Genomic DNA, 22290 nt, shown 5'->3' with positions numbered 1-22290 from the left:
AACATGGGTCTTGCCGGGTGCGGTGTGGCCTGATGCCCTCACCCCGGCCCTCTCCCACGGGAGAGGGTGCAAACACGAAAAACGGCAACATGCGTTGCCGTTTTGCTTTTACCTTGCTTAGAACCACGCTTCCCACATCGCGCCGACGTTGAAATCATCCAGCGTCTCATCTTTTGTACCGTTCACACGGGCGGTGCGTTCGTTATCCACTTTGCCGCCGGTCACGTAGAAGCGCAGCATTGGGCGGAACTCTGGCCCCATGGCGATAGACATGTTCTGCGACAGGGTCAGCTTCCAGCCTTTGTTATCACCGCCATTGTCGTAATCCACGTGCTGCCAGCCCGCTTCCAGCCAGGTGGAGTGAACGTCGTTCCACCAGTGCATCGGACGCACGATGGCGTTGTAGTTCTTACGGTTATCGGTTTTATCGCGGCTGTTGTCGTAGTCGTGGAAGGCGAGGATGTACTCCACCTGCGTGGCCTGGGTGAATTTGTACAGCCCTTCGAAGCTGGCGTAGACCGTGGTCAGATCTTCGGTTTTGTTGAATACGCTGTTATCCGCGTTATCAGAATAACGAGCAATCACCTTATTCACGCCGCTGTCGTTGGTGTGGCTCAGCACCACGCCGCCCTGCCAGGCCTTCAGACGCTCTTCACTCTCAATGGCTTTGGAGTCAAAACCGTAGTTCGCGTACAGCTCCAGATCCAGCGGGCCGACTTTCATGCCGTGGATTTTTGAGGTCGCAGCGTAGTTACCTTTGTCGCCCGTGCCGGAACCGCCGGTACAGGTAATGCGCGACGGGTTCGCCTCATCTTCCATCACTTCCGGACTACAGGATTCCACCGCGGCCACCGCGGCAACGTCAAACTGCACGCCGCCGATGTCGAAGTTCTTCACCCCGGCACCCTGGCCGTCGTGGTTCATCCAGAAGTAATCGTTGATACCCTGCTGTGGACGCTGGTGGAAGTCACGGCCGGCCCAGAAGTAGGCGTTCGGGTTGGAGGCCATAATGTTGGTCACACCGGCATAGGCTTTTTTCAGGTTAACCTCGTCGCCCCAGTGGTCGATCATCACGTTGATGTCCCAGATGGCACCGTTGTCGCCCTTGAAGGCTTTAGAGAGCTGGAATTCACCGCCGTTGCCTTCGTTACCCAGACGACCAATCGCGGATGCGCCGTTATAGGAACCGTCTACCGCCACGTATTTCTGATCGGCTGCCTGGAAGTGCGCGCCGTAGCGGGCATAGCCGGTAAATTTAACCCCAAACGGAATCGCGAGGTCCGGTGATTGCGCCGCGCTTTGCGGTTCGGTGACCATATCCGCTTTTTTCGCGACGGCAGCGTCCATTTTGGCCTGCCGTTCGGCCAGCGCTTTGTCTACTGCTTTCGCCACGATGGCGTCGATTTGCTCTTGCGTAAATTCTTGTGCGAGTACAGAAATTGGGCAAAGCGCGGCGACAACCGCCATGGTTAATGGAAGTTTTTTAATATAATTCATGGTTATCTCAATATAGTTTAATTTTATTCAGACAATAACCATCCCGCTCCGATCTGACAGAGTTTGTCGCTATCATCAGAACAAGTGGATTTCTATTTTAGGTACAGAGTGATTACATTAACGTTTTTTCGCCATACATTATCTCTGATATAAATGGATTATTTCTTCGGATAATTCACGTGCCAGCAGGGAATTCATTAAATGATCCTGCGCGTGAACCATTATTAAGGTCATCGGCTGGCGGGCTTCGCCCGCATCCTGTTCGATCAGTTTGGTCTGCATTTTGTGCGCCTGGCGCGCGTAGCCATCGGCTTCGCGCAGCAGGCTTTTGGCTTCGTCAAGGTTGCCCTGACGCGCCGCGTGCAGGGCTTCAAAGCACAGGCTACGCGACTGACCGGCGTTGACGATAATTTCCATTACGGCTTCTTCTAATGCGATCATTACACTGACTCTCTGTCAAAACTGTTATTTAATGCGGTGGCGGCAAACCACTCGCCGCTTTTCTTGATGGTGCGCTGCTGGGTAGTTAAATCGAGCTGGATAAATCCGTAGCGATTTTTATACGCATTACACCACGACCAGTTATCAATAAAGGTCCACATATGGTAGCCAAGACACTGGCACCCTTCGCTAATACCTTTATGCAGCCAGGCCAAATGTTCGGAAATAAAATCGATGCGGTATTGATCGTTTATCTGACCATTCTCAATAAAGCGCTGTTCATTTTCGACACCCATACCGTTCTCAGAAATAAAACAGCGTGGGTTACCGTAATTGTCGCGCAGGTTAATCAGAATATCGTAAATACCCGGCTCATAAATTTCCCAGCCACGGTATGGATTCATCTTGCGGCCAGGCATTTCGTAATTATCAAAGAACCACTCCGGCATAAACGGTGCCTGTGGGTTCACAGCACTGTCACGGCATTTCACGCGACGCGGCTGATAATAGTTAATGCCGAGCAGGTCGATTTTTCCTTCCGCAATCAGGAAACTGTCTTCCGGTTTGCAGGCGGGGAGCTGATCGTAAGATTTCAGCAACGCCACCAGATCCGCCGGGTATTCGCCGCGCAGGACGGGGTCAAGGAAGCTGCGGTTAAACATCAGGTCCGCAATGTGTGCCGCTTTGAGGTCAGCCGGGTTTTGCGAGCGCGGATAGGACGGCGTCAGGTTCAGTACGATACCGATCTCCCCGGCGTAGTGCCCGGCACGGTAAGCGCGTACCGCCTGCGCATGCGCCAGCACGGTGTGATACGCCACGGTGGCCGCACGACGAAAATCCACCACGTTGGGATAGTGGAAATCGTACAGATAGCCGCCTTCCACCGGCACAATCGGCTCGTTGAAGGTAAACCAGTGCAGCACGCGATCGCCAAACAGATCGAAGCAAATCTGCGCATAACGGGCGTAAGCGTCCACCACGTTGCGGTTTTCCCAGCCGCCAATCTCCTGCATCGCCATCGGCATGTCGAAGTGGAACAGGGTGATAAACGGGGTAATACCCTGTTCAATCAGCTCATCAATGACCTGATGATAAAAATCGACCGCTTCCGGGTTCACTTCACCGATACCGTCGGGGATCAGGCGCGCCCAGCTAATCGAGGTGCGAAAGCTGTTGTGGTTCAGCTGCTTTAACAGCTGAATGTCCGTTTTCCAGTGTTGATAAAACGTGGAGGTGTGCTGCGGTCCCACGCCATTATGAAAACGGTTCGGCTCGCGGGCAAACCAGTAATCCCAGGTGGTTTCACCCTCTCGTGTCCCTTCGGTCTGGAGGGCGGAGCTTGCGCTGCCCCACCAGAAATTATCGGGAAATGCGTATTTCATGACCTTTCCTCTTTGACTTAATGACTTGCTGTTTCAGCGGCACCGACGGTTGCCTGGGCTTTCTGCTCTTCGTTTTTCATCAACGTACGCTCGTAAGCACGCAGGAACGGCAGGTACATCAGCGCTGACATCACCATACACACCAGACACATCACCACCGGGCTCAACGCCCAGTTTGCCGCCCACGATGCGCCAATAGGGGCCGGGGTCGTCCACGGGGTTAACGACACCACCTGTGCCAGCCAGCCCATTTTGGTGGCGCCGTACGCCAGGCAGGCGTTCACCAGCGGAACAAACACGAACGGGATAAACAGCATCGGGTTCATGATGATTGGCGCGCCGAACAGAATCGGTTCGTTGATGTTAAAGAAGCTGGGCACAACGCCCATTTTGCCGATGGTGCGCAGGTGTGTGACGCGGCTGCGCAGCAGGAGGAAGGCCAGCGGAAGCGTGGAGCCGACGCCGCCAATCAGCAGGTAGTGGTCCCAGAAACCCTGCAGGTAAACGTGTGGCAGCGCCGCGCCAGCCGCCAGTGCCGCCTGGTTTGCGGACAGGTTGGCCATCCAGAACGGGTTCATGATGCCGGTGACAATCAGCGAGCCGTGGATACCGGCAAACCAGAAGATCTGGCACAGCAGCACGGAGAGCAGAATGGCAGGCAGGGAGTCAGATGCAGAGACCAGCGGTTCCAGCAGGTGCATAATCGCCTGCGGGATAATCATCCCGGTTTGTGCTTCGATAAACAGGTTCAGCGGGTGCAGGGTACCGATCACCACCATGACCGGGATCAGGATCTCAAACGAACGCGCCACACCGGTCGGCACTTCTTTCGGCAGACGGATGGTCACGTTGTTCTGCTTCAGCCACGCATACACGCGGGTAGAGTAGATGGCGGTGATCAGCGCGGTGAAAATCCCCTGGCCGGAGAGGTACTGGGTCGAGATCTTGCCGTCGGCATACGGAGCCGCCACCAGCAGGAAGGCCATAAAGGCCAGCAGACCGGACATCACCGGATCGAGGTTAAACTGACGCCCCAGGCTTGCACCAATCCCCACCGAAATGAAGAACGTCATCACGCCCATGCTGAGGTTGAACGGCAGCATCAGCTGTTCACGGTAAGTCTGGGAGAAATCCAGCCAGCCGCGGGCAAAGCTGTTTGTCGTATCCGCGGAGAAGGGCGGGAAGATGAACACCAGCATAAACGAGCCGATGATCATAAACGGCAGCGCGGCGGTAAAGCCGTCGCGGATGGCAATCACATACTTTTGCTGGCCGAGCTTCGCGGCCAGCGGGGTAATTGACTGCTCAATAACCGCGACCATTGATTGATATAACGAACTCATGTGAACACCTTTTAGTGTGCCGCTTCGATGAGCGACAGAGCATAGTCCAGTACTTTATCGCCACGTTGCATACCGTAATCCATCATGTCGATGGGTTGGACCGGGATGCCCTTTGTAGCCGCCTTGTCTGAGAGTGTCTGTAACATGTACTTCACCTGGGGTCCGAGAAGGACAACCTGGTACTGCGGAAACTGCGTATCAAATTCGGAAACGCCATACGCGTCTATTTTTACCGGCAACCCGCGCTCTTTCGCGACATCGACCATTTTGCTGACCAGCAGGCTGGTGGACATCCCGGCAGAGCAACACAGCATAATCTTGAACATCGACAACCATCCTCTAAATGTAAAAAGTTATTGCGAGGATGATTGGACATTATACGGAAACCGGTTTCCATTTATAAAAGACAGAAGTGTGACAACCATCAAGATCCACTACTTATGACGCTAATTAACCAGATGCATGTCACATAATTTGCGCGTTTTGACATCATTTTGAGTTGAAATGGAAAATCGGTTTCCATGAAAAACGGAAAAGGATATACTCCATTCTGGCTATAATATGAGCCGTAGCGGTGATGGAATTTGCAGGTGCGAAGTAAGCCTGCCAGGGGAAAGAGATGTCGACAATCAATGATGTATCACGTCTTGCCGGGGTGTCTAAAGCCACGGTATCGCGAGTGTTGAGTGGGTCGCGTGGCGTAAAGGAAGCCAGCCGCCAGGCCGTTTTAAAAGCGGTTGATGAACTGAACTACCGGCCCAATGTAATTGCGCAGTCGCTGCTGAGCCAGTCGACGGGGTGTATTGGGGTGATTTGCGCGCAGGAGAATATTAACCAGACCACCGGTTATCTTTACGCGCTGGAAAAGCACCTCAGCCAGCATCAAAAACATCTGCTGTTGCGCTTCGCGCATACCAAAGCGGAAGTGATGCACGCCCTGGAAGAACTTTCCTGTGGGTTATGTGATGACATCCTGGTGATTGGCGCGCGTTTCCCGCTGGACGTCGAGATGGACAATGTCATTCTCGTTGACTGTATGGAGTCCGATAATTCCAACAGCATCCAGTTCGATCACGCCTTTGCCGCCGAAACCGCCTGTAACTATCTGACCAGCCAGGGGCGACGCCAGATAGCCCTGATCCATCCGCAAGGCAGCGGTTTCGCCGACCAGGTGTTGCTGGGCTATAAACACGCGCTGGAGAAAAATTTCCTGCCCTTTAATCGCAACCTCGTCTTTATGGATGCCACCTCCTCATCCGTTGCGCTGCAGGAGTTGCTTAACAATGCGAGCACGCTGAATTTTAACGCGCTGCTGGTGGCGGACGAACAGGAAGCTCAGCGGGTGATCCCGCAGCTGCAGGCATTTAATAAATCCGTGCCGGACGACATTATGGTCTTTAGCCTTGCCGGATCGCTGCATCTGCCGGGTATCCCGGTGATCCCGGCCATCGAATACTCGATGGATGCTATGGCGGCACGTATTGTGGGCTGGCTGACTGAGAAAACGCAGATGCTGGGGTCCTATGTTCTGCGCGGGGATTTGATTATTCCGGATGTACGAAAGCGCTAAAAAAAAGCGTGAAGCCTGGCTTCACGCTTAATAATCTTCCATACAATCCACCTGACTGACCGCGTCCCAGTAAGCATCCAGATTGTCGCGCTTCACGGCCGTGATGGCGTTTTTGATCAACAGTTGATTGGCCTCAGACGACAAAATCATCGCCTGCCAGGCTTTATCGCTCTGCTTTTTCTGGGGCGTGCAGGCCTTCTTCACATCTTTAAGGATCTGCTGCTTTATCTGGGCCTCTTTCACGGGATCGTCTTTTTCCTGGGCATGGACAAACGCGGCGAAGAGCAGACAAACGAGCAGGCAAACCAGGTGTGCAGCTTTCATCAAAATCCCCTTTAGACGTCACAGGCTTCCCATGAAATATATCGTTACATTCAGTGTAGCGACGCCAGCCGAAAGTATGAATTTTTGTCTACCTGCGTATGAGAACCCTGCACCTGCACCTGCACCTGCACCGGCGGTTATTGAATCCCTCCGCCCAGCGACTGCCACAGCGTAATACGGTTTTCAAAGTCGGTCTGCTGCAGGGCAATCAATGATGCCCGTGCCGACCACAGGGCGCGCTGCGCGGTGAGAACGGTCAGGTAATCACCCGCCCCCACCTGATAGCTGCGCGTTGCCACATCCAGCGTTTTTTGCTCTGCCGCCACGTATTCACGTTGGGCATCAAGCTCTTCACTCAGGGTTTCGCGGCGCGCCAGCGCATCGGCTACATCTTTGAACGCGCTCTGGATGGTTTTCTCATAGGTGGCAATCAGCCCTTTTTTCTCCGCTTCGGCATAGCGCAGTTGCGCCATGTTATTGCCGCCGCTGAACAGCGGCATGGAGATGGACGGCGCGAACGACCAGACCTTCATGCCGTGGCTGAACAATGACGAGAGCGAATCGCTGCCGACCCCGGCGCTGGCGGTAAGCGAAATCGTCGGGAAGAAGTTGGCGCGCGCAGCACCGATGTTGGCATTCGCGCTCAACAGGTTATGTTCAGCCTCCTGAATATCCGGGCGACGCAGCAGCGTGGCGGAGCTAACGCCCGCCGGGATCAGGGTGATGGCGTTATCGCTCAGGCTCTCCAGCGTACCGGGTAGCAGGTTTTCCGGTACCGTCTCGCCCGCCAGCAAATTCAGGGCGTTTTTGTCCTGCATCACCAGCGTCTGATAGCTGGCGACGCTGGCGCGGGCCTGCTGATAAACCGCCATTGCTTCGCTGACATCCGTTGCGGCGGCGACCCCAACGTCCTGCTGACGCTGCACAATCTTGAGCGAGTTCGCTGCGCTCTCCTGAGTGGATTTTGCCAGCGCCAGATTGCTGTTATCTGCTGCCAGAGTAATCCAGGCGGTGGTCAGCTCGCTGACCATTGTCAGGCGCGTGTTCTGCGCCGTGAACTCGCTGGCAAGCCAGGTTTCACGCGCGGCGCGCGAGAGGCTCTGGTTACGACCAAACAGATCCAGCTCGAAGCTGGAGACGGCGCCGTTAGCCTCATCGCTGGTGCTCACGCCGCTGGCCAGCGTGCGGCTGCGGGTATGGCTCAGGCTGGCATCCACCGACGGGAACAGAGACGAGCGCGTCTCACCATACTGGGCGCGGGCGGCGTCGATATCAGCAATCGCTTTTTGCACATCGCGGTTGCTGGTGAGTGCCATTGTTACCACCTTGTTCAGGCGGTGATCGTTCATCACCTGCTGCCACTGGCTGACCACGGCGGTGGCTTCGCCGTGGGCGCCCGGCAACGTGGCCGGGACGGGCGCGTCAGGACGCTGATAGGTAGGGTCTAACGAAACACAGCCTGCGCTCAGCAGGGCCAACACTAAAACAGATACACGAAACATTATGACCTCCGGTTTGCGTGCTTACCGGAGAAGAGACGTTTCACCAGTACGAAGAATAATGGAACAAAGAAGATGGCCAGCAGCGTTGCCGCGAGCGTCCCGCCGATGATGCCGGTCCCAATCGCCACGCGGCTGTTGGCGCCTGCACCGGTGGCGACGGCCAGCGGTGTTACCCCGGCGATAAACGCCAGCGACGTCATGATGATCGGACGCAGTCGCGTCTGAGCCGCACGCAGCGCGGCACGCGTCAGGGAGTAACCTTCCGCGACTTTCGCCTCCGCAAACTCAACGATCAAAATGGCGTTTTTCGACGACAGGCCGATGGTGGTCAGCAGCGCCACCTGGAAATAGACGTCGTTGCTCAGCCCGCGCAGCGAGGCGGCCAGCGCCGCACCCAGCACCCCAAGCGGGATCACCAGAATGACTGAAATCGGCACCGACCAGCTCTCATACAGCGCGGCCAGGCACAGGAATACCACCAGGATGGAGAGGGCATACAAGCTCATCGCCTGACCGCTCGCCAGTTTCTCCTGTAACGACAACCCGCTCCACGCCCAGGTTGTGCCGGATGGCAGGTTGTTCGCCAGCTGTTCCATCCGGGTCATCGCCGTACCGGAGCTGGCACCACTGGCGTTCTCGCCCTGAATTTCATAGGCCGCCGAGCCGTTGTAGCGCACCAGACTCTCCGGGCCATACTCCCAGCGCGTAGTGGCGAAAGCGGAGAACGGCGTCATGGTGCTGTCGCTGCCGCGTACGTACCATTTGTTGAGATCGGAAGGCACGGCGCGGTAATCGCTGTCTCCCTGGATGTAGACCTTTTTCACGCGGCCCCGATCGATAAAGTCATTCACGTAGGTTCCGCCCCAGGCGCTGGAGAGGGTATTGGTGACGTCGCTCAGGGAAAGCCCCAGCGATACGGCTTTGTTGTTGTCGATATCCACCTGCAGCTGCGGCATCTGCGGCAAATCATTGGCGCGAACGGCATGCAGGGAGGTGTCCTGATTCGCCTGGCCGATCAGCTGATTACGCATCTTCAGCAACGTGTCGCGATCGGTGCTACCGCTGGCCATGAGCTCGAAGGTAAAACCGTTGCTCTGGCCGAGACCGTCTACGGCCGGGGGCGTCATGGCAAAGACGGTGGCATCGCGAAGGGAGCCGAGTTCCTGAGTGGCGCGCAGGGCAATCGCCTGAGCGGTGTTCTCGTCGCCTTTACGCTCGGACCAGTTTTTCAGGGAGACAAACGCCATCCCGGCATTCTGGCCGCTGCCGCTAAAGCTAAAGCCCTCGACCGTAAAAATCACATCGGTGTTGGCTTTCTCTTTAGTGAGGAACCACTCGCGAACCTGACGACTGATCTCCGCGGTACGTACCGCTGTCGCACCGGCAGGCAGGGTGTACTGCACCATGATTTCACCCTGGTCCTCCGTGGGCAGGAAGCTGCCGGGCAGCTTCAGCATTGCCACGGCCATCGCGCCACAGAGCAGGGCGTAGACCACCAGCATGCCCGCGGAGCGGCGCAGCGCGCGCAGGACTTTATTCTGGTAGCCATGCTCGGTCTTACTGTAGAAGCGGTTAAACGCGCCGAAAAACCCTTTTTTGTGAGGAGGCGTATGGCGCAGTACCGAGCCGCAGAGCGCGGGTGTCAGGGTCAGCGCCACCACCACCGAGAGGATCATCGCTGAGATAATGGTGACCGAAAACTGGCGGTAGATGACGCCGGTTGAGCCGCCGAAGAAGGCCATCGGCAGAAACACGGCGGAAAGCACCAGTGCAATGGCGACCAGCGCACCGGAAATTTCGCCCATCGATTTTTCGGTGGCTTCGCGGGCGGGCAGACCTTCATCGCGCATAATGCGCTCGACGTTTTCCACTACCACGATGGCGTCATCGACCAGCAGACCTATCGCCAGCACCATCGCAAACAGCGTCAGGGTATTGATGGAATAACCGAACAGCGCCAGCACGCCAAAGGTGCCCAACAGAACCACCGGCACCGCCAGCGCGGGGATGAGCGTGGCGCGAATGTTCTGCAGAAACAGATACATCACCACCACCACGAGGATAATGGCCTCAAACAGCGTCTGAATCACATCTTCCACCGAGATCTTAATGAACTCGGTGCTGTCTTTCGGATAGGCCACGTCATAACCTTCCGGCATTGCCCGTTTGAATTCGGCAATTTTAGCTTTCACCGCGGTAGCGGTATTGAGCGCATTTGCGCCCGGCGAGAGCATCACCGCCATACCGGCTGCCGGGTGGCCATTCAGCCTGGCGGTAGCCGTGTAATCCTCGCTGCCCATCTCCACGCGCGCCACGTCGCCGATACGCACCACTGCGCCGCTGGACTGGCTCTTAACGATGATATTTTTAAACTGATCGACCGTCTGCAGGCGCGACTGGGCACGCACGGTGGCGGTCAACTGCTGGGTACCGGACGCGGGTAACGCGCCGATTTTACCGGCGGAAACCTGCACGTTCTGCGCTTCAATAGCGCTCTGAACGTCGGATGGCATCAGCGAGTACGACGCCAGCTTTGCCGGGTCAAGCCAGATGCGCATGGCGTATTCCGCACCAAACACCTGCAGGCTGCCGACGCCTTCTACGCGTGCCAGCGGATCCTGCATATTACTCACCAGCCAGTCGGCGATATCCGAACTGCTGGCATGGTCGGTTTTATCGTACACGCCCATGATCAGCAGGAAGTTACTCTGCGATTTTTGCACCGTAATGCCGGCCTGCTGTACCTCGGTCGGCAAGCGCGACTCGGCCTGCTGCACTTTGTTCTGCACCTGAACCTGCGCGGTATCCGGGTCAGTTCCCTGTTCGAACGTGACGGTGATGCTTACCGAGCCGTCCGAACTGCTGGTGGAGGTAAAATAGAGCAGGTTATCCAGCCCGGTCAGCTGTTGCTCAATGACCTGGGTGACGCTGTTTTCCAGAGTCTGTGCCGACGCGCCAGTGTAGGTGGCAGAGATTTTGATCGACGGCGGGGCGACGTCGGGATACTGCGCGACGGGCAGGGTACGGATCGCCAGCACCCCGGCGAGCATAATCAGAATAGCAATCACCCAGGCAAAAACCGGGCGACGCACGAAGAAGCGGGAAAACATCAGGCGTTTCCTCCCGCGGTTTTCATCTCTTCGGCGTTAACTTGCTGACCGGCGGTCACTTTATCGGTGCCCTCCACAATCAGCTTATCGCCAGCCTTCAGCCCACTCAGCACCAGCCATTTGTCACCGTAGGTGTCACCCGTTTCCAGCTGACGTTGTTCCACCTTATTGCCGGCCCCCACCACCAACGCGGTGGCGTTGCCTTTGGCATCACGGGTAATTCCCTGCTGCGGGGCGAGGATGGCCTCGCTCATTACCCCTTCATCCACTCTGGCGCGAACAAACATCCCGGGCAGAAGCTGATGCTGCGGGTTGGGGAAGACGGCGCGCAGTGTGACCGACCCGGTGGATTCGTCCACTGCCACTTCAGTCAGGGCCAGACGGCCTTTTTCCTGATAGGTGCTGCCATCTTCAAGGATCAACGACACGCTCAATGTCTCGCTGTTGCTGGCAAGCGTTTGTTTGCGTAATCGCAGAAGATCGGCGCTGGAGCGGGTTAAATCGACGTACATATTGTCCAGGCCGCGAATGGTGGCGAGTGCGGTCTCTTGCTGGGCAGTGACCAGTGCGCCGGGGGTGACCGAAGAGATGCCAATACGTCCGGCAATCGGGGCGGTCACCGTGGTCCAGTTGAGGTTAATGCGCGCGCTTTCCTGGGCTGCTTTTTTCGACTCCACGCTGGCCTTGTCCTGCGCGCAGGTGGACTTTGCATCTTCGGCATCCTGACGCGATACGCCGTCGTCTTTCACCAGTTGTGTATAGCGTTGAGCTTTCTGGCAATCGGCCTGCACCAGCGCCTGCGCCTGTTTCAGGGCCGCGGCGGCTTCATCGTAGGCGGCGCGGTAGCTGGAAGGGTCAATTTGATACAGCGCCTGTCCGGCTTGCACGGTATCGCCTTCGGTAAAGAGCCGTTTCTGAATAATGCCGCCCACCTGAGGACGCACTTCCGCGCTCATGGCGGCCGTGGTGCGTCCGGTCAGTTCACTGACCACGGAAACGGGTTGGCTCAGGAGCGTAACAATCCCCACTTGCGGGAGGGGATGTTGAGGAGCAGATGTTTGTGCATTATCGCACCCCGTCAGGAGGAATAATGCTGCGATGGAGGTTGTTATGGCTTTCATAATTTTTTCCAGGGTGAACGATGCCTGCCCTGTTAATGGCTTAACAAGGAAGGGGGCTATTTAAAGGCACAGCGATACCGCATCTCCGGCAGAGCCGGAAATGTTAATAAGGGAATAACGTCTTCCCGCTAATTATTCACATGCGATTACTTCGCAGAGAAAAGCATATTTAAAATATTTTGATAAAGAGGCTCTAATTGTTCAGAGGGTACGTTTAAGGGGGTGAGTCGACGGTAAATAGACCCCTCAATCATTACCGCAGTAATCTCCACGCAGCAGCGAATATGATCATCACTCAGGTGGGGAAACTGTTTTTTCAGGTGTGCGCAGGCATTAGCAAACATCCGCTTTTCCGCTTCGACCAGCATGGCCGCCACCTGGGGATTACGCGTGGCTTCAGCCGACATCTCAAGCATCAGCGCATCGTCATCTTCATTCAGGGTCTGTCGCCAGGCGAGCGCCTGAGGCATCCCCTCGACCAGCGTTTTACCCTGAATCTCTTCGATGCGTGAGTCGATGATACGGCGAATCATCTCTTCAATAATCGCATCTTTGTTACTGAAATAACGGTAGATTTGCCCGACGCTGAGCTTTGCCTCGCTGGCGATCTGCGACATGCTGGCCGCATGAAAACCGCTGGTGCGAAAGCACTGACGCGCGGCAGCGATGATGTCGTCCTGACGCTGTTTTTGGCGTTCTTCCAGTTTTGTGCTCATCGTCGGTTACCCTATAAAAGTGAGAATGATCGTTCTCATTATACGTTTCAGGTGCGTATTGGAAAGACTTTTTTTAAGTACTTATTGAATGAATATTTCAATGTTTAAAGAATGGAGAAAAAAAGGAGTTTTGATGAAGGAAAGGCTGTGCAATATTAAGATTGCACAGAAAATAAGGAGAAAAATATGCATCTGAGCACGACGGATAACGTCACACACGATGAAAAAGAAGAATTATTAACAGGGCTTCGCGCCTACAACGGACAATTTTTAGATCTCTCAAACTTTAGCGGCGACATTGGCGTTTATGTGCGAGACGATAAGGGCGTGATGCTGGGTGGGTTAATTGGCGTGCGCAAAGGCGACTGGCTAAACATCGATTTTCTGTGGGTCAGCGACACCGTGCGGGGATCGGGCGTCGGCAGCCAGCTTATCAAAACGGCGGAAGACGAAGCCCGACGCAAAGGCTGCACCCATGCGCTGGTGGATACGGTCAGCTTCCAGGCACGTCCATTCTATGAAAAGCAGGGCTATCAGCTGCAGATGTCGTTGCCGGATTATCCGTGCCCGGGTATGCAAAGGCATTATCTGACCAAATCCCTTTAACCGCCGATGCCGTTACCCATCACGGCCAGCGCGTGACGCACAATGATCTCTGGCGAGAGGGCGTGTAGCCTCTCGTCGTTGCGCATTCTTGAGAACGGCACCAGCACCAGGCTTAGCAGCGTGGTGAACAGCAGTTCTGGCGCGAGTGCCCGGTTCAGTTGCCCTTCCTGCTGCCAGCGTTTAAGGGTGGCGAGTGTTGCCTGGTATTTGTCGTCACCGAACCGCGCGTGCAGATGCGTGCGCAGTACAGGCATCTCCCCGATGACCTCCTGCATCCACAGCGGGGCAAACCAGCGGTGCTGCTCCGCCAGCTCGGCCAGTACCTTCACCATTTGCGTTAATGCGTTGACCGGCGAGTCGGGGTTTTCGGCGAAAATTGCGCCGATCCGGTTACGTAAGGGCAGGAAGCGCTCCTCAATCATCGCGTCGAGCAATTGTTCTCGTGAATTGAAGTAGTAATGCAGCATCGCTGGCGTTACGCCCGCTTCTTTGGCGATGGCGTTCAGCGAGGTTTGAGCGATCCCCTGGCGGGAAAAGAGGCTCAACGCTATATCCAGCAGCTGTTCGCGGCTGGCGGTTGCCCGCTTTCCGCCGCGTGGTCGACCGGGGCGGCGCGGTTCAGAATTGTCCTTATGTGCTGGCATAGTCGCAGGATCTCTTGATCTTATTCATCACTTACTTAAATATTAATTATCCAGTTAATTAATTTCAAGCGATCTCTTATGGAGTCCGACGTAATGACTCAACCTGCGCAAAACGCGCCGTCGATAAAGCTGCTGTTCAGCGCGTTGCTGCTGGTGATGCTGCTTTCGGCGCTGGACCAGACGATTGTTTCCACGGCGTTGCCCACCATCGTTGGGGAACTGGGTGGCCTGGATAAGCTCTCCTGGGTGGTGACGGCCTATATCCTCAGCTCGACCATTGTGGTGCCGCTGTACGGAAAATTCGGCGATCTGTTTGGGCGTAAAATCGTCCTTCAAATCGCTATTGTGCTGTTTCTGGCAGGGTCGGTGCTCTGCGGTCTGGCGCAAAACATGACCCAACTGGTGCTGATGCGCGGCCTGCAGGGGCTGGGCGGCGGCGGTCTGATGGTCATCAGTATGGCCGCCGTGGCGGACGTTATTCCGCCTGCGGAGCGTGGCCGCTATCAGGGGCTATTTGGCGGCGTGTTTGGTCTGGCGACGGTGATCGGGCCGCTTATCGGCGGGTTTATCGTGCAGCATGCCTCCTGGCGCTGGATTTTTTATATCAACCTGCCGCTCGGTCTCTTTGCCCTGCTGGTGATAGGCGCGGTGTTCCACGGCAGCGCACGGCGCAACAAGCACGAGATTGATTATCTGGGGGCGATTTATCTCAGCATGGCGCTGCTGTGTATCATCCTGTTTACCACTGAAGGCGGGACGATACGCCAGTGGAACGACCCGCAGCTGTGGTGCATTCTGGCCTTTGGCCTGACGGGTATCGCCGGGTTTATCTATGAGGAGCGTCTGGCCTGGGAGCCGATCATTCCGCTCTCGCTGTTCCGCGATCGCAGTTTTCTGCTCTGCAGCCTGATTGGCTTTATTATCGGGATGTCGCTCTTTGGCTCGGTCACCTTCCTGCCGCTCTATCTGCAGGTTGTGAAAGACGCCACGCCGACTCAGGCCGGTCTGCAGCTGATCCCGCTGATGGGCGGACTGCTGCTAACCTCGATCATCAGCGGGCGGATTATCAGCCGTACCGGAAAATACCGTCTGTTCCCGATCGCCGGTACGCTGCTTGGCGTGGTGGGTATGGTGCTGCTGACGCGCATCTCGATCCACTCGCCGACCTGGCAGCTGTACATTTTTACCGGCGTGCTGGGGATGGGTCTGGGGCTGGTCATGCAGGTACTGGTGCTGGCCGTGCAGAACAGCGTCTCTGCCGATCAATACGGGGTAGCGACTTCCGGGGTCACGCTGTTTCGTTCCATTGGCGGGGCCATCGGCGTCGCGCTGTTTGGCGCGGTCTTCACCCACGTTTTGCAATCGGGTCTGATGGACCGTTTACCGCAAGGGGCGGAGTTACCGCATGAGCTCAATCCTGCGGCCATTCACCGGCTGCCAGAGGCCCTGCGGCTCGATTACCTTGATGCGTTTGGCTCAGCCATTCACGCGGTGTTCCTGCTGGCGGCAAGCATTATGGTGCTGGCGTTTGTACTGTCGTGGTTTTTACGTGAAACGCCGTTACGCCGTGCGGGCATGCTCAGGTCGGATCAATAGCGCCCCCGCACATATAACTTATCCGTCTTATTGATGCTTTTTCGTTTTTTAGCCAGCCGTACCGTTGTCGATATAGTCACTGAAACGTTTATCAAAAGGATATGTCTCGTGAAACTTCGATTGGGTGCTCTGGTTCTCGCGGGCCTGCTGCTGGCAGGTTGCGATCAAGGCGGCAGCGATGCCAAACACATCAAAGTCGGCGTGATTAACGGCGCTGAGCAGGATGTCGCGGAAGTCGCTAAAAAAGTGGCGAAAGAGAAATACGGTCTGGATGTGGAACTGGTGGGGTTCAGCGGCTCGCTGTTGCCCAATGATGCCACCAGTCAGGGCGATCTTGATGCCAATGTCTTCCAGCATCGCCCGTTCCTGGCAGAAGATAACAAGGCGCATCACTACAAGCTGGTTGCTGTAGCGAACACCTTTGTTTTCCCGATGGCCGGCTACTCCCGCAAGATAAAATCCGTGTCTGAGCTGAAGGACGGCGCGACCATCGCTATTCCAAACGATCCGACCAACCTTGGCCGCGCACTGCTGCTGTTGCAAAAAGAGAAGCTGATTACCCTGAAGCCGGACGTTGGCCTGCTGCCGACGGCGCTGGATATCACCGCCAATCCGAAGCATTTGAACATCATGGAGCTGGAAGGGGCGCAACTGCCGCGCGTGCTGGATGATCCGAAAGTGGATGTTGCCATTATCAGCACCACCTATCTCCAGCAAACCGGGCTGTCGCCGGTGCATGACAGCGTGTTTATTGAAGATAAAAACTCGCCGTATGTGAATATCGTGGTGACGCGGGAAGACAACAAAGACGCGGAAAACGTGAAGGAATTTATCCAGTCGTATCAGTCGCCGGAAGTGGCGAAGGCCGCAGAGACCCTCTTTAATGGTGGCGCGGTGCCGGGCTGGTAGTCAGGACAAAGGCGTATAACAGTGTTATACGCCTTACCGGGTTATTTCAGGTTGGCTTTAAAGAACGAGGCCAGTTTTGCAAACGGGATCAGATCCGTGCGGTCATACAGGTCAACGTGGCCTGCATTCGGCACGATATACAGCTCTTTCGGTTCACCGGCGCGTTTATAGGCGTCTTCGCTAAACTCTTTCGAATGCGCTTTATCACCCGTGATAAACAGCATCGGACGCGGTGAAATGGTTTCGATATCGTTAAACGGATAGAAGTTCATAAACTTACCGATGCTGCTCATCATCGGTTTCGTCGTCAGCGCCTCTTTCTCGCCCTGTGGCGTGTACCCGCCGCGTTCGGTGCGATAGAAATCGAAGAACTCACGCTGGATAGCCGGCGTAGAATCATCCAGCTTATTTACCGTCCCGGGAATGTAGGCTGTCTCTGCACCCTGATACTCTTTCAGACGCTGCTCAGCGGCAGAGGCAATCATCGCTTTACGCTGTTCAACCGTCACGGAATGGTTGAGACCGTTGCGGAAGGCGGAGCCCATGTCATACATGCTGACGGTGGCGATCGCTTTCATGCGCGGGTCAATTTTCGCCGCGCTAATAACGAAGCTGCCGCTGCCGCAAATGCCCAGTGCACCGATGCGCTGTGGATCGACAAAAGACTGAGTGCTCAGATAATCCACGGCCGCGCTGAAATCATCGGAATAGATTTCTGGTGAGATCAGATGCCCCGGTTTACCTTCGCTTTCCCCCCAGAATGAGAGATCAATCGCCAGGGTGACAAAGCCCTGTTCCGCGAGCTTTTGCGCATAGAGACTGGCGCTTTGCTCTTTCACCGCGCCCATCGGATGGCCGACCACGATCGCCGGCAGTCTGGCGTTTTTATCCGCCTCTTTTGGCCTATACAGATTGCCGACGACGTTCATCTGATACTGGTTTTTAAAGGTCACCTTCTGCTGCGTAACCTTATCGCTTTTGTAGAAATTATCTGCGCCCCGGGACATATCGGCAGCGCTGGCGGCGAAGGCGCTGACTAACAGCCCGAGCGCCATGGTGAATCTTCTCATGATTAACTCCTGTGAAGTGTGTCGTTGTGTGAGGTGTAAAACGTGAACATGGCAGCGGCGATAAGCAGTACACCGCTGAGTGCAAAGGTGCTTTGCCAGCCGCTGTGGTCAAAGGCCAGGCCACCGAGCGTGGAGCCGAGCGCAATGGAGAGCTGCACCATTGCCACCATCAGTCCGCCACCCGCTTCGGCATTTTCAGGAAGCGTTCTGGCAACCCAGGTCCACCAGCCGACGGGGGCGGCCGTCGCGACCAGTCCCCAGAGGCCGAGCAGGGCGGTGACGGCGGCAAGGTGATGGCCGAAGGCCATCAGTGCCGCGGCAATCAGCGCCATCACCACGGGAATGGCGACCAGCGTGGTGTAAAATCCGCGGCGCAGAACCGTGCCGATCAGCAGGGTGCCGATAAAACCCGCCACGCCAATCACCAGCAGGATTAACGATAACTGCGTCGCGCTGGCGAAAGTCACGGTTTCCAGGAACGGACGCACGTAGGTAAACAGCGCGAACTGCCCCATGAAAAAGACGCCGCACGCGACCATTCCTTTTGCCACCAGAGGGTTTTTCAGCAGGCCGAAGGCGCTGGTGGACGACGCGGTGCGCTTTTCCACGGACATGGAAGGCAGGCTGAACCACTGCCAGATAAACGCGAGCAGGCTCACGGGCACCAGGCAGTAAAAGGCACCGCGCCAGCCGATTGTCGCCCCCAGCCAGCTGCCGAGCGGAGCCGCAACGACGGTCGCCAGGGCGTTGCCACCGTTAAAAATGGCCAGCGCACGTTGAACCTGATGCGGTGGCACAAGGCGAATTGCGGTCGCCGCGGAGAGCGACCAGAAGCCGCCAATGGCCACGCCAAGCAGTGCGCGTCCCAGCATATAAAGGGGATAGCTCTCAGCCACGGCGATAATCAGACCGGAGACGGCCATCAATGCCGTCAGGCCCAGCAGCAGCGATTTGCGGTTAATGCCTCCCGCAAGAGAAGAGAGAAACAGGCTGGTCAATACGGCCAGCGCGCCGGATATCGCGATCCCGAGGCCCGCCAGGCCTTCACTGACGGCGAGATCCCGCGAAACGGGCGTCAGCAGACTTACAGGCATAAATTCTGAGGCGACCAGCGTAAAAGCGCAGAGGGTCATTGCCAGCACGCCGCTCCAGCAGGCACGGGACTGGCGCGCTGATGTTTCGTTCACCATAGCGGACATCGTGTTTACCTTGTTATTCGTTCGGCCAGATTCGGACAAGCCGGGGCCGGGCGCTATTCACGGGAATAACGCATGCAGATGAAAGGTTGGAATGTGGTTGACGTCAGGTCACAGTGAAAATTTTACACGGCGGGTGTATTCTGACTAGCTAATCAATGCTTAATGAGCTTATAAGTGTGGCTTATAAATGAGGGTGTGATGAAGCGTAACCTGAACGATCTTTTTGCTTTTGTCACCGTGGCGCGTGAGGGCAGTTTTACCCGTGCCGCGGCACAGTTGGGCGTGACCCAGCCCGCGTTAAGCCAGGCCATAACCGGGCTGGAGAACCGGATGCAGATCCGCCTGCTGACCCGCACCACCCGCAGCGTTTCCCCCACCGCAGCCGGCGAACGCTTGCTTAACGCCATTGGCAACCGTTTCGATGAAATCGAAGCGGAGCTGGACATGTTGACGGAGCTTCGCGACAAGCCTGCCGGCACGGTGAGGATCACCTGTGGACCCGATGTGTTATCGCGCACTCTTTTGCCTAAGTTGACGCCACTTTTGCGGCAATACCCCGACATTCACATCGAGTTCGACGCCAATCACGGTTTTCGCGATATCGTTGCCGACCGCTTCGATGCGGGCGTTCGTATGGGAGATACCATCGATAAAGACATGATCGCGTTGCCGATAGGCCCGCAGTTGCGTATGGCCGCGGTCGCCTCGCCGGACTACTTCGCCCGTCATCCTGTTCCGCAAACGCCGCATGAGCTGACGCAGCACCAGTGTATTAACCAGAGGATGATTAAATCCGGCGGGATTTACGTCTGGGATTTTGATCAGGACGGTGGCGATCTGAACGTGCGCGTGAATGGCCAGCTGACCTTTAATACTTCCTGGCATATTGTCGAAGCTGCCCTGGCGGGATTCGGGATTGCTTTCCTGCCCGAAGACGAGTTTGGCGATCATATTGCTGAAGGCCGGTTAATCCGCGTGCTGGAACCCTGGTGTCTGCCCTTCCCGGGGTATTATCTCTACTACCCGAGCCGAAAGCAGCCGTCGCCGGCCTTTTCGCTGGTGGTGGATGCGTTGCGGATGCGATAACGTTGACCCGATTTCATCGATCATCGCCCTGTGGCCCACATCGTTACGCGCGGCATCGGGCTATTCTCCTCTTCACACTATGAGGAGAATACCCATGAACATCACCCAGATTCGTAATGCCACTCAGCTGATTACCTACGCCGGGAAACGCTTTTTAATCGACCCAATGCTGGCCCCGAAGGGCGCTTATCCGGGCTTCCCCGGCACGGCGCACGCGGAGATCCGCAACCCGATGGTCGAGCTACCCGTTGACGTCAACACGCTGCTGGAGGCGGATGCCGTGATCGTCACCCATACCCATGACGATCACTGGGATCGCGCCGCAGTCGAACTGATCGGCAAAGATAAACCTGTCTTTGTGCAGAACGACAGCGACGCCGCGCTGCTACGCAGCCAGGGATTTACCCACCTGACGGTAATGACCGAGGAGACGGCGTTTGGCGATATCCGGATCGCGAAAACCCGCGGCGGCCAGCACGGTACCGATCGTGCTTACGCCGTGCCGGAGCTGGCGGAACGGCTGGGTGAAGCCTGTGGCGTGGTTTTACGTCATCCTGATGAGAAGACGCTCTACATTGTCGGGGATACCATCTGGCGTGATGAAGTGGCAGCCGATCTGCATAAGCATCAGCCGGATGTGGTGGTGCTTAACGCGGGCTATGCTCACGTCATCGGGTTTGGGCCGATTATCATGGGCCAGGAAGATGTGCTCAACGTCCACTTCCTGCTGCCGCAGGCGAAAATTGTGGCGACCCATATGGAGGCCATCAACCACTGTCTGTTGACCCGCCATGCGCTGCGTGAGTACGTTGACGCGAACCTGATTGGAGATGCGGTGAGCATTCCCGAGGATGGTGAAACCGTTATATTCTGAGCATCACCAGGGGAAAGGAGAGATACATGGCGCTAATCAACGTCGCGATTGTTGCGGTAGACGGGTTCAGCCCGTTCCACTACTCCGTTCCCTGCATTTTGTTTGGTGATACGGTATCCGGCGAAAAGCGCTTTAGTGTGTTGATCTGCGCCGAAAAACCCGGATTACTGACATCCAAAGACGGGTTTGCGCTTAACGCGACTCACGATTTCTCCGCCATCGGCCAGGCAGATATCGTCGTGGTGCCTTACTGGCAGCATGTCCAGCAACGCCCGCCCCAGACGCTTCTCGACAGCCTGGTCCAGGCCAGAGACAACGGGGCGGAGATCGTCGGGCTTTGTCTGGGGTCGTTTGTGCTGGGTTATGCGGGCATTCTCGACGGTAAACGCGCGGCCACGCACTGGGAGTTTGAACATCAGTTTCAGACGCTTTTCCCGGACGTAAAGCTGGATATCAATGCGCTCTACGTCGATGATGGCAATATCATCACCTCTGCGGGTACCGCTGCCGCGCTTGACTGCTGCCTGTACATCATCCGCCAGCGCTTTGGCAGCGTGGTCGCTAACCAGATTGCCCGCCGTATGATCGTGCCGCCACACCGCGAGGGGGGGCAGGCACAGTTTATTGCCCAGCCGGTACCGAAAGATACCCGTGACGGACGAATCAACTCCCTGATTGACTATCTCCAGCAGCACATTGCCGAACCGCATAATCTGGACTCGCTGGCAGAGGTGGTATCGATGAGCCGCCGCACGCTTACCCGCCATTTTGTAAAAGCCACCGGGATGAGCGTGGCTGACTGGCTGACCACCGAGCGCCTGCGGCGCAGCCAGATACTGTTAGAAGCCGGGAATATGCCCATTGAAAGCGTGGCAGAGCTGGTAGGGTTTAACTCTGCGGTGACCTGGCGCCAGCAATTTAAGGCGCGTTTTGGCGTGAGTCCGGCAGAGTGGCGTAAGACTTTTCGGCTTCGTCATTAATTTATTACTGCTTCCTCGGCGATGCGGCGTTCGATACCCGCTATGTTTCCAACGTGGTACTCGACCAGACCGATAACCGCTACCTGAACGGTATCGGCTCCGATCTGGATCGGATGCGCTATCTGATGGATAACGCCGCGGCGGCGCAGCAGTCGCTGGGCCTGCTGTTTGGCGTCTCGCTGACTGAGGATCAGATTGCTGCGCTCGACCACAGCTTACTGTGGTGGGAGAAGGCCACCGTCAACGGCGAAACGGTTCTGGAGTCATTGAGTTCTGAATATTTCGGAAGCAAAGGACAGGCTGCCACTGAGGCTATACAA

The 22290-nt window shown here is 56.3% G+C and carries 20 protein-coding genes and 1 pseudogene; 8 read left to right on the top strand and 13 right to left on the bottom strand.

Annotated elements, in window-relative coordinates; translation table 11 throughout:
• Positions 1 to 117: 117 nt before the first annotated feature.
• The 5 genes from AAIR21_RS11315 to AAIR21_RS11295 form a co-directional block, all read right to left on the bottom strand.
• A complete protein-coding gene (locus AAIR21_RS11315; protein WP_183516837.1) occupies positions 118 to 1497 on the bottom strand; it encodes a carbohydrate porin in 1380 nt (459 codons plus the stop codon).
• A 138-nt stretch (positions 1498 to 1635) separates the two neighbouring features.
• Positions 1636 to 1938 (bottom strand): PTS lactose/cellobiose transporter subunit IIA, encoded by a 303-nt coding sequence (locus AAIR21_RS11310; protein ID WP_014168006.1) that lies wholly within the window; start codon positions 1936 to 1938, stop codon positions 1636 to 1638.
• Positions 1938 to 3320: a glycoside hydrolase family 1 protein gene (locus AAIR21_RS11305; protein WP_032680028.1), complete on the bottom strand. Its 1383-nt coding sequence runs from the start codon at positions 3318 to 3320 to the stop codon at positions 1938 to 1940. The genes AAIR21_RS11310 and AAIR21_RS11305 overlap by 1 nt, the downstream gene beginning before the upstream one ends.
• Positions 3321 to 3337: 17 nt before the next feature.
• Positions 3338 to 4663: a PTS cellobiose transporter subunit IIC gene (locus tag AAIR21_RS11300; protein ID WP_014168008.1), complete on the bottom strand. Its 1326-nt coding sequence runs from the start codon at positions 4661 to 4663 to the stop codon at positions 3338 to 3340.
• A gap of 11 nt (positions 4664 to 4674) precedes the next feature.
• On the bottom strand, positions 4675 to 4989 hold the full coding sequence (locus tag AAIR21_RS11295; RefSeq protein WP_014830072.1) for a PTS sugar transporter subunit IIB: 315 nt from the start codon (positions 4987 to 4989) through the stop codon (positions 4675 to 4677).
• Positions 4990 to 5282: 293 nt separating this feature from the next.
• On the opposite strand from AAIR21_RS11295, the gene AAIR21_RS11290 reads away from it, so the two are divergent.
• Complete coding sequence (locus tag AAIR21_RS11290; RefSeq protein WP_014168010.1) at positions 5283 to 6233, top strand: LacI family DNA-binding transcriptional regulator; 951 nt, start codon at positions 5283 to 5285, stop codon at positions 6231 to 6233.
• Between the two features lie 27 nt (positions 6234 to 6260).
• On the opposite strand, the gene AAIR21_RS11285 is transcribed toward AAIR21_RS11290, so the two are convergent.
• From AAIR21_RS11285 to AAIR21_RS11265, 5 genes are all read right to left on the bottom strand, one after another.
• A complete protein-coding gene (locus AAIR21_RS11285) occupies positions 6261 to 6557 on the bottom strand; it encodes a YicS family protein (protein WP_020882719.1) in 297 nt (98 codons plus the stop codon).
• Between the two features lie 137 nt (positions 6558 to 6694).
• Entirely contained in the window at positions 6695 to 8059 is a 1365-nt protein-coding gene (locus AAIR21_RS11280; protein WP_183516838.1) for an efflux transporter outer membrane subunit, read from the bottom strand.
• A complete protein-coding gene (locus AAIR21_RS11275; protein WP_183516839.1) occupies positions 8059 to 11169 on the bottom strand; it encodes an efflux RND transporter permease subunit in 3111 nt (1036 codons plus the stop codon). The genes AAIR21_RS11280 and AAIR21_RS11275 overlap by 1 nt, the downstream gene beginning before the upstream one ends.
• Entirely contained in the window at positions 11169 to 12290 is a 1122-nt protein-coding gene (locus AAIR21_RS11270) for an efflux RND transporter periplasmic adaptor subunit (protein ID WP_032679304.1), read from the bottom strand. Before AAIR21_RS11270 ends, AAIR21_RS11275 begins: the two co-directional genes overlap by 1 nt.
• Positions 12291 to 12436: 146 nt before the next feature.
• A complete protein-coding gene (locus AAIR21_RS11265; protein WP_032680022.1) occupies positions 12437 to 13006 on the bottom strand; it encodes a TetR/AcrR family transcriptional regulator in 570 nt (189 codons plus the stop codon).
• A gap of 186 nt (positions 13007 to 13192) precedes the next feature.
• On the opposite strand from AAIR21_RS11265, the gene AAIR21_RS11260 reads away from it, so the two are divergent.
• A complete protein-coding gene (locus AAIR21_RS11260) occupies positions 13193 to 13612 on the top strand; it encodes a GNAT family N-acetyltransferase (protein ID WP_434681002.1) in 420 nt (139 codons plus the stop codon).
• On the opposite strand, the gene AAIR21_RS11255 is transcribed toward AAIR21_RS11260, so the two are convergent.
• Positions 13609 to 14256: a TetR/AcrR family transcriptional regulator gene (locus AAIR21_RS11255; RefSeq protein ID WP_025206509.1), complete on the bottom strand. Its 648-nt coding sequence runs from the start codon at positions 14254 to 14256 to the stop codon at positions 13609 to 13611. The genes AAIR21_RS11260 and AAIR21_RS11255 overlap by 4 nt on opposite strands.
• Before the next feature lie 78 nt (positions 14257 to 14334).
• Between AAIR21_RS11255 and AAIR21_RS11250 the strand changes: the two genes are divergently transcribed.
• Positions 14335 to 15852: an MDR family MFS transporter gene (locus tag AAIR21_RS11250; protein WP_014168018.1), complete on the top strand. Its 1518-nt coding sequence runs from the start codon at positions 14335 to 14337 to the stop codon at positions 15850 to 15852.
• Positions 15853 to 15960: 108 nt separating this feature from the next.
• The gene (gene nlpA / locus AAIR21_RS11245; RefSeq protein ID WP_020882712.1) at positions 15961 to 16761 is read left to right on the top strand and encodes a lipoprotein NlpA; all 801 of its coding nucleotides are present in this window, start codon (positions 15961 to 15963) and stop codon (positions 16759 to 16761) included.
• 41 nt (positions 16762 to 16802) lie between these two features.
• Here the strand turns inward: nlpA and AAIR21_RS11240 are convergent, their stop codons facing one another.
• Positions 16803 to 17831: an alpha/beta hydrolase gene (locus tag AAIR21_RS11240; protein WP_025206508.1), complete on the bottom strand. Its 1029-nt coding sequence runs from the start codon at positions 17829 to 17831 to the stop codon at positions 16803 to 16805.
• A gap of 2 nt (positions 17832 to 17833) precedes the next feature.
• Positions 17834 to 19030 (bottom strand): MFS transporter, encoded by a 1197-nt coding sequence (locus AAIR21_RS11235; protein ID WP_025206507.1) that lies wholly within the window; start codon positions 19028 to 19030, stop codon positions 17834 to 17836.
• Between the two features lie 198 nt (positions 19031 to 19228).
• Here AAIR21_RS11235 and AAIR21_RS11230 point away from each other — a divergent pair, with 198 nt between their 5' ends.
• From AAIR21_RS11230 to AAIR21_RS11215, 4 genes and pseudogenes are all read left to right on the top strand, one after another.
• On the top strand, positions 19229 to 20116 hold the full coding sequence (locus AAIR21_RS11230) for a LysR family transcriptional regulator (RefSeq protein ID WP_020882709.1): 888 nt from the start codon (positions 19229 to 19231) through the stop codon (positions 20114 to 20116).
• A gap of 94 nt (positions 20117 to 20210) precedes the next feature.
• A complete protein-coding gene (locus AAIR21_RS11225; protein ID WP_041162352.1) occupies positions 20211 to 20990 on the top strand; it encodes an MBL fold metallo-hydrolase in 780 nt (259 codons plus the stop codon).
• 26 nt (positions 20991 to 21016) lie between these two features.
• Positions 21017 to 21970, top strand: coding sequence for a GlxA family transcriptional regulator (locus AAIR21_RS11220; RefSeq protein WP_047366254.1), 954 nt, complete (start codon positions 21017 to 21019; stop codon positions 21968 to 21970).
• 5 nt (positions 21971 to 21975) lie between these two features.
• Positions 21976 to 22230, top strand: a pseudogene (locus tag AAIR21_RS11215) (hypothetical protein); the annotation flags it as partial.
• Between the last annotated feature and the right edge of the window lie 60 nt (positions 22231 to 22290).

It is taken from the genome of Enterobacter sp. PTB, from assembly GCF_051130085.1.
Taxonomy (GTDB): Bacteria; Pseudomonadota; Gammaproteobacteria; order Enterobacterales; family Enterobacteriaceae; genus Enterobacter; species Enterobacter ludwigii.
The sequence above is the reverse complement of the archived record's forward strand: the minus strand, read 5'-3'. Positions and strand labels throughout refer to the sequence as shown.

What these genes read in the sequence shown, in the direction of transcription:
- AAIR21_RS11315 (WP_183516837.1), bottom strand. Translation starts at nt 1,497, where the DNA reads ATGAATTATATTAAAAAACTTCCATTAACCATGGCGGTTGTCGCCGCG.
- AAIR21_RS11310 (WP_014168006.1), bottom strand. Translation starts at nt 1,938, where the DNA reads ATGATCGCATTAGAAGAAGCCGTAATGGAAATTATCGTCAACGCCGGT.
- AAIR21_RS11305 (WP_032680028.1), bottom strand. Translation starts at nt 3,320, where the DNA reads ATGAAATACGCATTTCCCGATAATTTCTGGTGGGGCAGCGCAAGCTCC.
- AAIR21_RS11300 (WP_014168008.1), bottom strand. Translation starts at nt 4,663, where the DNA reads ATGAGTTCGTTATATCAATCAATGGTCGCGGTTATTGAGCAGTCAATT.
- AAIR21_RS11295 (WP_014830072.1), bottom strand. Translation starts at nt 4,989, where the DNA reads ATGTTCAAGATTATGCTGTGTTGCTCTGCCGGGATGTCCACCAGCCTG.
- AAIR21_RS11290 (WP_014168010.1), top strand. Translation starts at nt 5,283, where the DNA reads ATGTCGACAATCAATGATGTATCACGTCTTGCCGGGGTGTCTAAAGCC.
- AAIR21_RS11285 (WP_020882719.1), bottom strand. Translation starts at nt 6,557, where the DNA reads ATGAAAGCTGCACACCTGGTTTGCCTGCTCGTTTGTCTGCTCTTCGCC.
- AAIR21_RS11280 (WP_183516838.1), bottom strand. Translation starts at nt 8,059, where the DNA reads ATGTTTCGTGTATCTGTTTTAGTGTTGGCCCTGCTGAGCGCAGGCTGT.
- AAIR21_RS11275 (WP_183516839.1), bottom strand. Translation starts at nt 11,169, where the DNA reads ATGTTTTCCCGCTTCTTCGTGCGTCGCCCGGTTTTTGCCTGGGTGATT.
- AAIR21_RS11270 (WP_032679304.1), bottom strand. Translation starts at nt 12,290, where the DNA reads ATGAAAGCCATAACAACCTCCATCGCAGCATTATTCCTCCTGACGGGG.
- AAIR21_RS11265 (WP_032680022.1), bottom strand. Translation starts at nt 13,006, where the DNA reads ATGAGCACAAAACTGGAAGAACGCCAAAAACAGCGTCAGGACGACATC.
- AAIR21_RS11260 (WP_434681002.1), top strand. Translation starts at nt 13,193, where the DNA reads ATGCATCTGAGCACGACGGATAACGTCACACACGATGAAAAAGAAGAA.
- AAIR21_RS11255 (WP_025206509.1), bottom strand. Translation starts at nt 14,256, where the DNA reads ATGCCAGCACATAAGGACAATTCTGAACCGCGCCGCCCCGGTCGACCA.
- AAIR21_RS11250 (WP_014168018.1), top strand. Translation starts at nt 14,335, where the DNA reads ATGGAGTCCGACGTAATGACTCAACCTGCGCAAAACGCGCCGTCGATA.
- AAIR21_RS11240 (WP_025206508.1), bottom strand. Translation starts at nt 17,831, where the DNA reads ATGAGAAGATTCACCATGGCGCTCGGGCTGTTAGTCAGCGCCTTCGCC.
- AAIR21_RS11235 (WP_025206507.1), bottom strand. Translation starts at nt 19,030, where the DNA reads ATGTCCGCTATGGTGAACGAAACATCAGCGCGCCAGTCCCGTGCCTGC.
- AAIR21_RS11230 (WP_020882709.1), top strand. Translation starts at nt 19,229, where the DNA reads ATGAAGCGTAACCTGAACGATCTTTTTGCTTTTGTCACCGTGGCGCGT.
- AAIR21_RS11225 (WP_041162352.1), top strand. Translation starts at nt 20,211, where the DNA reads ATGAACATCACCCAGATTCGTAATGCCACTCAGCTGATTACCTACGCC.
- AAIR21_RS11220 (WP_047366254.1), top strand. Translation starts at nt 21,017, where the DNA reads ATGGCGCTAATCAACGTCGCGATTGTTGCGGTAGACGGGTTCAGCCCG.